Genomic DNA, 8,619 nt, shown 5'->3' on the forward strand with positions numbered 1-8,619 from the left:
TGATGGCAGAGAGGTCACACCCGTTCCCATACCGAACACGGAAGTTAAGCTCTCTAGCGCCGATGGTAGTTGGGACCTTGTCCCTGTGAGAGTAGGACGTCGCCAAGCAAGCTTAAGACGAGTCAGAATGACTCGTCTTTTTTGTATGCTTTCATACCTCTATCAATTGCATTTTTAACCCCTTCTAAATAAGAAAATCCATATTTTTTATCTGGCTCTAAGTAAGTTCCTTCCGCCCACTCGTTCCATGCGTTAATAAATAAAAACTCGCTGTTATAAAAAGAGTAAGTACGATGAATTTGCTTGCTTAAATATATGGTGAACTTTTCAGGGGTAGAACCTACAAAGATGCTGCTATTTGCGTTTTTACGTCGTGCAGTATTATCCCAATCAACAAAAGCCCCGGGAAATGTTTTTTTCTTTGGGAGCGATCGTTGTAATATATACATCCATACTTTATCGTAGTCCCAAACATTTAATTGCATATCAGAATCATATATTACCTTATTTATGTCTGAAGAGCTATCATGGGCAATTGTATAGAAAGGTTCAAACTGAATGCTAGCATCGAATCCATTTATATTAGGTAGTGGAAAACTGTTTAATGTTTCAGCAAAGTATATACCTTTTAAACCATTTTCTCGCGCTAATGCATTCCAGTAATTAAGCATTTTTTCACAATCAGGAATATGTCCTGGACGATAAATAATGAATAGAGGTTTATCATCTATATAAATATATCTCTCATCCTGGAAAGCCTGTAATAAATAATCAAAGTGTTCATTCCAATCAGATATATCTCCGTAGTCTTGAGGCATTAATATATGTTTATCGAGACCATCCCAAGATTTTGTCCATGGTTCATTTGCCCAAGAAAGACAAAAAGGGAAGTCAGGTTCCTTCATCTTTAGTACCTCATTAAAGGGTGTTTCTAATAGTCTTTTTCCCTTAAACCAGTAATGATAATAACAAAAACCATATATACCGTATGCTTTAGCGATTTCCGCTTGCCACTTTCTTACGGAGGGGGTAGTTAAGTCGTAATAAAAATCTTGATAAGGTTCCCTAGGTTGATAATGTCCTGAAAATAAAGGTCGTGCACTTTTAGTATTTGTCCATTCAGTAAATCCTTTCCCCCACCATCGATCATTTTCTTTAATTTGATGGAATTGTGGTAAGTAAAAAGCTATTATTTTCAAGTTATATCCCCCTCATGTTTTTCGTAGTTCAAGTGTTGGGAAGTTATTCTTGATTTGGTGAAGTAATTTTAAAACAAGAGATATGTTATCTGTTTACTGTTTTTTATGGTATGTATTGGATTTTTTTAAGCTTACTTAATAAGAGAGTATTAGGTAATTTGATATATAGCTGAAATAGAAAGTGCTTTTCGTCATGAAATTTATTACGTTGAATGAAAGGAATTAAATTTTTTGAAGGACAAAGAGGGCCTGTGGTAATCGATTTACATCATCAAAAAAGTCTTGTAGCTTTAAATATTTCTCATAATGATTTTCAATATAAGTCCTAGGTATAACAGTTTCTCCGTAAAAACTACTATTTCTAACATCCCCTGCACCAGTAGGACTGTGAACAAATTTGCCGTTTTCATAATCCGAGATGGCGCGATGTATATCTGGAAAAGCTTGAGATAAAGTTTTATGCCATCCTGTTTGAATTAATTCAGGATGTTCTTGGAATTGTTGACAAAAATCAAGAAAATAGCGCGCTTGTGTTGTTGCGATGAAGATTCCACCAGGGCGAAGAACTCTTGAAAATTCTTTTACCCAATTTTCAGCAGTTGCTTCGGATAAATGTGAGAATACAGAATAAGCGAATATGATATCTAATGAATTGTCACTAATAAATTCTACAGGGGGATGTGGACTTGCTGTTTTATATATCCCTCTTCCTAGTGTTTCATTACAAAGTGTGATCATCGCAGGATCGACATCAATGCCAAGTAAATTTTGATCAGAGGCATCTTTAAATAAGAAGCGTATAATTCTTCCCCATCCACAGCCGAAGTCTAAAACTTTACTTTCTTTATTCAAGGGAACCCCTAAATTTTGGGCGTATTCTTTTATATGTCTATAAAACAAATATGCTTCGTAAAGAGCATGTTCATAGGAAGCACCTACAAATTGTTTTTGAATTTCTTCAGGAGGAAACCTAGGTACGGGAATCCCATTTACCGTTGTTTGCGAACAACTTTGTATAAATAAATTTAGAAGTTCGACATCAGATAGTGAATTAACAAGGTAATCAAAATCACTTCCTAACTTAAAGTTATTCATTTGTTAAACCTCCGAATTATATAGTGATTAAACTTTATTTTCTTGCTTTTTACTAATAAAAACATGTAAAAATTCAGCATCTAATCCTAGTGATCTATCCTTTTGTAAATAAACAATGGTATACATGTTTGCGTGTGTATAAATATATTCAATCATATCCTGCCCCCAATCGAACGTTACTAAAGATCCATTTTCATCAATAGGGTTTCCATGATAAATGGGCTCTTCAATATATTCGATCACCTCTTGATTCATTCTTGCTCTTTGCACAGTTTTTGTGAGTGTATGATACCAAGGGACAGTAAATACATGAGCACCGCCAGGTTTTAATACTCGTTCTATTTCTTTAAAGGCTTTGTTTGGCGTCATTACATGCTCAAAAACGTCTTGAGTAATGAATAAATCAAAAGATTCATCTTCAAAAGTCATGTCTTCTAAGTTCTCACATCTAATACCTTGAAAGTATTGGCCAAGAGGATAATTTCTAAAGTATTGAGAATAAGTATAGTTTTTACAGTTTTTTAATAGTAGCTGAGTTGTAATCCCGCCAGGAGAGGATTCGTGGATACTATAGGAATCCCATTTTGGAAAAAATGTATGCAAAGCATGGATTAAAGCTCGCTGCCTTGGTATAGAGTTACATGTAGAACATAAATAATGATCTCTAAGCCAATCATTATGCTCTATAAATGTAGCTTTCTTTTCGCAAATAACGCAGTACCCATTATTGTGTTTCAAATTGATTTCCACACGACATCCCTCCTATGTTAAATGCAATCTATTTATGGAAAGTATGATACACGTCAACAATCAGCGAAATCAAAGGGGGAATGGGGGAAAGTTAGGTATCTCTTAAAATTGCGATTAGGAGAAGGGAATAATCAGTTGAAGAGAACCCCCAATCGAATTAAAGTTTCACTTTATGCTATGCGATGCATCAGCTTTTATTCATGGGAAAATGTATAGACTTAAAATATCCCTTTCGTGTATGGGTACATTTCAAAATCCTGTGCGTATATTTCTGTAACTAAATCCATAGTTTCTTTATCATAAAAGCTTTCGTATGTTGGAAATCGTGGGAAGTCTGTATCTGTAATGCTAAGTTCTGCATAGCTCCCTGCATAAATCATCTTATGTGCGCGATGATGATCTGAATTTGTAAGAAGTGCTAAAGGGGATTTTATCAAATCGTACGTGTGTTCTAGTTTGGTGATTTGTGTATTAAAATCTTCTAAAGGAATATAACATTGGATGAAGTTTTCTTCACCAGGGACGTATTGTTGACTAAAATGTATATCTAACGCTAGAGAATTGGAGCTGAATGCCTGAACGTAATATAAAAATTGTTTAAATGATATTCCTTGATTACTATATTTGTCATTGTAAAAATAATGACGGATACTTTCCCATTGAGGGCTAGCATATGGGTTGTCAGCAAGTAATAGAAATGAGCTGACAGCCCTTGTATAGGGATTTCGCACAAGTTTACAAACATCCTTTTTACCCTCTAGAAGACCATTTTGTAACTCTGGTATGTAATTTGTATTGTTCTTATACACCCAGAACTCATAGTAATGAATAAAGTCATTGTATTTCTTTGCTTCAGTAAATAATCCGATTTGAAAAAAGAACCAATTAGCTAACGCGGTGCATCCGCTTCTATGACTCCAAAATAGTATAATCGGAAAGTCTTTATGGTAATGTGGAATTCGATCTTTATGTAGAATTACATGATTTAAAAGTTCTTGATTTATATTTTTCATGAGTTTCGCACTCCTTTTTTGAAAACCTTGTGTATTTAGAAGTTTTTTATGGGTTAAACAAGTGAGGATTGTTTATTAAATATATTCATGGGGATGAGTAAATATTATGAGTGTTTTTGCAGTCAACCTGAATAAGGAAGCTATTCTGAAATGAAAATAGAAAATAAAGATAATGAAAATTTATAACAAACATACAATGATAAGAAGATGAATAATCGAAATGATCCAGTTTATTTGTGTATATTTTTAGGTTTGAAGACGGGAAAAATTTACTACTAGAGAGATGATATTATGAGGAAGAATAATTATTTAATAGTAGGTGGAAATAGTTTCATTGGTATCAACCTCGCATTGGGTTTATTGAAACAGGGGCAAAATGTAAAAGTATTTTCCAGACATATAAATAATTTTCCTCAAAATATTGTAAGTGAAGTTGAATTTATTAAAGGTGATTTAAAAAATGTTGAGGATATATATAAGGCTTTAGTGAATATAGATATTATTATTTATTTAGCTGCGACGTCTAACGTAGCAACTTCAATTGAAGATGTTTTCGGTGATATTAATAGCAGTCTATTTTTTCTTAATTTCATGGAAAGTGTTAAAGATTTTCGTATTAAAAAAATTATATTAGCTTCTTCGGGAGGCACAGTTTATGGTGAACCTGAATATTTGCCTATTGATGAGAAACATCCATTAAGACCACTTTCCCCGTATGGAATAACAAAAGTTTCGCTGGAGAATTATTTGTATTTTTATAAGAGAAAATATGGAATAGATTATGTTGTATGTAGATATTCTAATCCGTATGGAAAATACCAAAACCCCTTAAAAAAAGTTGGGGCGATAAATTGTTTTTTGTACCAGCATCTCAGTAATGAAAGGATTCATATATATGGGAATCCAGAGGAGATTATTAGAGATTATATTTATATCGATGATTTAGTTGAAATTACTATACAACTAGCACAATTAAATCAATTGAAATCTTGCGTATACAACATAGGGAGTGGCAAAGGTCTTTCTTTAAAACGAATTATAGTGGAATTAGAGAAAATAACAGAAAGAAAAGTGGATTTTATCTGTTACAAACAAAAACAAGAGAACGTTCAAAAAATCATTTTAAATATTGATAAGATAAAACAAGAATTGAATTGGGAACCTAAAATAGATTTTAAACATGGGATTAGATTAAATAAGCTATGGATTGAAGAGTTCTTATATAGTAAAAAACAATAACCCACACTCTACTTGTATAAGCAGAGCGTGGGTTATTATTTTACTTCTTTTTCTATAACCCAAAGGTCTTGATGTTCCCACCAAAATCCTTCAGTATACTTTTTGATAATTGGGTTATGGGGTAATAATTTAATTTTGTCACACACGTAAGAGGGACTAACTATCGTTTGTCCGTATTGATTCACATCTAAATCGAATTGTTCACTAGAAGAGAGAAACCAATAGCCCTTTTCATTTAAATTTGGAAACCCGAAGTATTTTTTGCTTTGATAGCCATGGGTTGTGAAAATGAATAAACCACCAGGTGAAACAGCGTTATACAATGTTTGCAGCCAACGAAACCAAGTTGTATCAGGCATATGAGAGAAAAAGGATAGACAAAAAACGATATCGTACGTAGAGGAGTCCAATTTTAACTGTTCAGGCTCAGGATGAGATAATATAGAAGCACTATTTAATTTGTTTTCAATAAAGGAAATAGCCTCTTCGTGTATATCGCAAGCGGTTATACTCAAATTCGCTTGTAGATTTAATAAATGACGTGTTACGCAGCCGTATCCGGATGCAAATTCTAACAATTTAATTGGATTGCCTGTAGGAGGATAAAGGGAAGTAATTAAGTTTAAGAGTATTTGTGCTGAGTTTTGCCCATCTTTAAAGTAGTAATCTATCGCTTCTTTTTTTGATGGGAAGACGGGATTAGTGACAATGAACTGAAAGATATGATCCTCAGGATGGATACTTGCATTTACATTATAGCTGTGTGCGATTTGAGAAATTAAATCTTTATGTTCCTCTATAAAGTCTTTCAAAGAGTATTCCTCCCTTAAGTAATAGTAGCAACTTACAAGAGATATTGATGGCATAGAAAGCACAAGTTTAAATTTTTAAGTATGCTTTAAGATGCTTTCTATATGTATACATTTTCATTTTAGAAATGTCGTCGATAGTAAATCTTTCTTTAATGAAATTTTGCATTTGCACAACTTCATTGTAATGGGAGTATGAATCTTCTGTTCTTGTTACGCTATTTAAATGTCGTCTATGATAGTTTAAGGGGGCTGGATTGAAGTAAATATCTCCCTCTGTAAGAAGAGAAACATAGAAAAACCAATCACCAGCTATTTTGAACTTCTCTAACTGTTTTTCTGTTTTCTTCATATCTATATTTTTAAAAACTACACTTGAAACATTAGGTATAGTGTTTTTGATAAGTAACGTATCTTGTATTTCTTCGACGCCTTTTCGAAAATAGGGGCCTTTCCATTTTTCTTTATCGATATCATTTGTGTAATTTAAATAATGATTAGCCAATACATTTCCTTGTTCATCAATTTGTTTTGATTGTGTGTAACTTAAGGTAATATTGTTATTTATATAAAACCCCTGTATCACCTCTTGTAAAAATGTCTTATCGCATAAGTCATCGGCCTCTGCGATCCAAATATAATCACCAGTTGCTGCAGAGACTCCTTTTATCCATTGTTTAAATACAGAACCAGAGTTTTTATCATTAATAACCTGTTGAACCTTCAGGTGGGTCTTATTTTCTTTTGAGAGCAGCTTTTTAAAAGTTGATACGCTATGATCAGTGGAGGCATCGTCTAAGAAAATTAGTTCGTAAAGAGGGTAGGTTTGGTTTAATATTGATTCGATTCGAGCAGGTAAGTATTTTTCATAATTATAGTTCGGTATGATTACACTTATCTTTTTGTAATTATGTTCGAGAAGATCTAGTAATTGATAAATGTAATTAAGAAAATTGAAGTTTTTTTCGATAAGTTCTTGGCCAAAGCTTCCCTTTTGTAATCGTAATCCCTCATCATGAATAAATTCATATATTTTTTCTAGCATTTTGGGTAAATTTAAAAAATCTACTAAGGCACCAGTTTTTTCTGTAACAACATCTTCAAAACCTCCAGCATTTTTAAACCCTATAACAGGAAGTTTTGCATCTAATGCTTCTAAAACAACATTTGGAAAAGGATCTTCCCTTGAAGTTAATAAGTATAAGTCAGCCCCGGCGTTATATAATCCGATATCGGGAGTAGGATCGACTAATGTGAAATGTGCTTTATATTTAGGGGGCAGTGTATTCAGGAATTGAACGTCCGTTCTCCCTACCCAAATGAAATGAATATCCTTGTGAGTCTTTCGTACTGAGTAAGAGATAAGTGAGAATAAATCTATTCCTTTTCGATAATCTGCGAAGCCTACACCTAAGATAATTTTGCTATCTAGAGGCAGGTTAAGCTTCTTACGTAACTCATTTCTAGCTTTTGCGATATTGTTTTTATAAGGATTGTGGTTAAACAAACCTTGAGGGAGAATGTGACATTTTTGAGGATCCAATTCAGTGATTGTACGAAATTTTTCATATACGTATTGTGAAGGGAAGACAACTTTGTAAGCAAATTCAGCGATGTTTTTAGCTTTCCCTTCAGCAGAGTACTGTTGTATTAAATGCGGTAATTCATGTATTAATGAAACAACTTTTATATTGTGTCTAGCTAGTAATGCGACGATATCGCCACTTATGACAGTGCTACATATGGCGAGGGTAAAATCCTGTGATAATAAATCCTTTATTAATAATTCGACCTTTTCTTCTGTTTGATAACCTTGCTCGAGACAATAAACAGGACCGTACTTTTGAAAATCTGGAATTAAAATACCTGATCCAATAGAAATAATTGCAACAGAGTAATCAAAGTTTTCTTTAAGAGCCTTAATAGTATGTAAAGAAAGTAGCTGTGCTCCGTGGAAATGGGCATCATGGGATACATAAATTATCTTTTTATTAACATGCATTTCATAACGCCTCCTAAGTATATTAGATTTTAAAGGTAAAGAAGAGAAGTGTTTTATTTATAATCTCCCTAGAGATGAGCAGGAGGGAGGACGTACTAAAAGAAAAAATACTATCCTTAATATATATTTACTTGGTCTCACATTCATTCTTTAGAAAAGTATTAGTATTAAGTTAGAGAGTGTAGGCTGCAGATTGTTAGTTTGAATACATAAGTTTAAGAAGTTCTAAGGCTGTGTTAGAAATTAAGAGAGGGCAAAGCTTTTATGATTTATAAAATAAAAAAGATAAAAGGTATTGACGGTTGATCTACGGGGGTGTAATATAGGACAAGTCGCCGAGGACAATAACGTCGAAAGCGACAAACGAAATAAAAAACTTAGTTGACATCAATTAACGAAAGTGTTAACATAAGGAAGTCGCAAATGAGCGACCAAGTAGTTCTTTGAAAACTGAACGAAACAAACAACGTGAAACGTCAATTTTTATTTTAGATGCTAGACAAACTAACTTT

7 protein-coding genes and 1 rRNA gene are annotated in these 8,619 nt (G+C 33.2%); 2 read left to right on the forward strand and 6 right to left on the reverse strand.

Going from position 1 to position 8,619, the window contains the following annotated elements:
* Positions 1-108: ribosomal RNA gene (gene rrf / locus ACTFRU_RS29230) — 5S ribosomal RNA — on the forward strand; the annotation flags it as partial.
* A 14-nt stretch (positions 109-122) separates the two neighbouring features.
* Here the strand turns inward: rrf and ACTFRU_RS29235 are convergent.
* The 4 genes from ACTFRU_RS29235 to ACTFRU_RS29250 all read right to left on the reverse strand — a co-directional run bounded on the left by ACTFRU_RS29235 (position 123) and on the right by ACTFRU_RS29250 (position 4,057).
* Positions 123-1,199, reverse strand: a complete 1,077-nt coding sequence (locus ACTFRU_RS29235) for a glycosyltransferase WbsX family protein (protein WP_086388124.1) — start codon at positions 1,197-1,199, stop codon at positions 123-125.
* Positions 1,200-1,421: 222 nt separating this feature from the next.
* The gene (locus tag ACTFRU_RS29240; protein ID WP_025710433.1) at positions 1,422-2,294 is read right to left on the reverse strand and encodes a class I SAM-dependent methyltransferase; all 873 of its coding nucleotides are present in this window, start codon (positions 2,292-2,294) and stop codon (positions 1,422-1,424) included.
* 27 nt (positions 2,295-2,321) lie between these two features.
* Positions 2,322-3,044: a class I SAM-dependent methyltransferase gene (locus tag ACTFRU_RS29245; protein WP_000405122.1), complete on the reverse strand. Its 723-nt coding sequence runs from the start codon at positions 3,042-3,044 to the stop codon at positions 2,322-2,324.
* Positions 3,045-3,262: 218 nt separating this feature from the next.
* Entirely contained in the window at positions 3,263-4,057 is a 795-nt protein-coding gene (locus ACTFRU_RS29250; protein WP_000790047.1) for a sulfotransferase family 2 domain-containing protein, read from the reverse strand.
* 291 nt (positions 4,058-4,348) lie between these two features.
* Here ACTFRU_RS29250 and ACTFRU_RS29255 point away from each other — a divergent pair, with 291 nt between their 5' ends.
* Positions 4,349-5,296, forward strand: coding sequence for an NAD-dependent epimerase/dehydratase family protein (locus ACTFRU_RS29255; protein WP_001230834.1), 948 nt, complete (start codon positions 4,349-4,351; stop codon positions 5,294-5,296).
* Between the two features lie 35 nt (positions 5,297-5,331).
* On the opposite strand, the gene ACTFRU_RS29260 is transcribed toward ACTFRU_RS29255, so the two are convergent.
* Both ACTFRU_RS29260 and ACTFRU_RS29265 read right to left on the reverse strand, forming a co-directional pair.
* On the reverse strand, positions 5,332-6,108 hold the full coding sequence (locus tag ACTFRU_RS29260) for a class I SAM-dependent methyltransferase (RefSeq protein ID WP_086388123.1): 777 nt from the start codon (positions 6,106-6,108) through the stop codon (positions 5,332-5,334).
* A gap of 67 nt (positions 6,109-6,175) precedes the next feature.
* Complete coding sequence (locus tag ACTFRU_RS29265) at positions 6,176-8,107, reverse strand: glycosyltransferase (protein WP_086388122.1); 1,932 nt, start codon at positions 8,105-8,107, stop codon at positions 6,176-6,178.
* Between the last annotated feature and the right edge of the window lie 512 nt (positions 8,108-8,619).

Origin of the sequence: Bacillus cereus group sp. MYBK220-1, from assembly GCF_051916445.1 — a bacterium.
GTDB lineage: Bacteria > Bacillota > Bacilli > Bacillales > Bacillaceae_G > Bacillus_A > Bacillus_A cereus.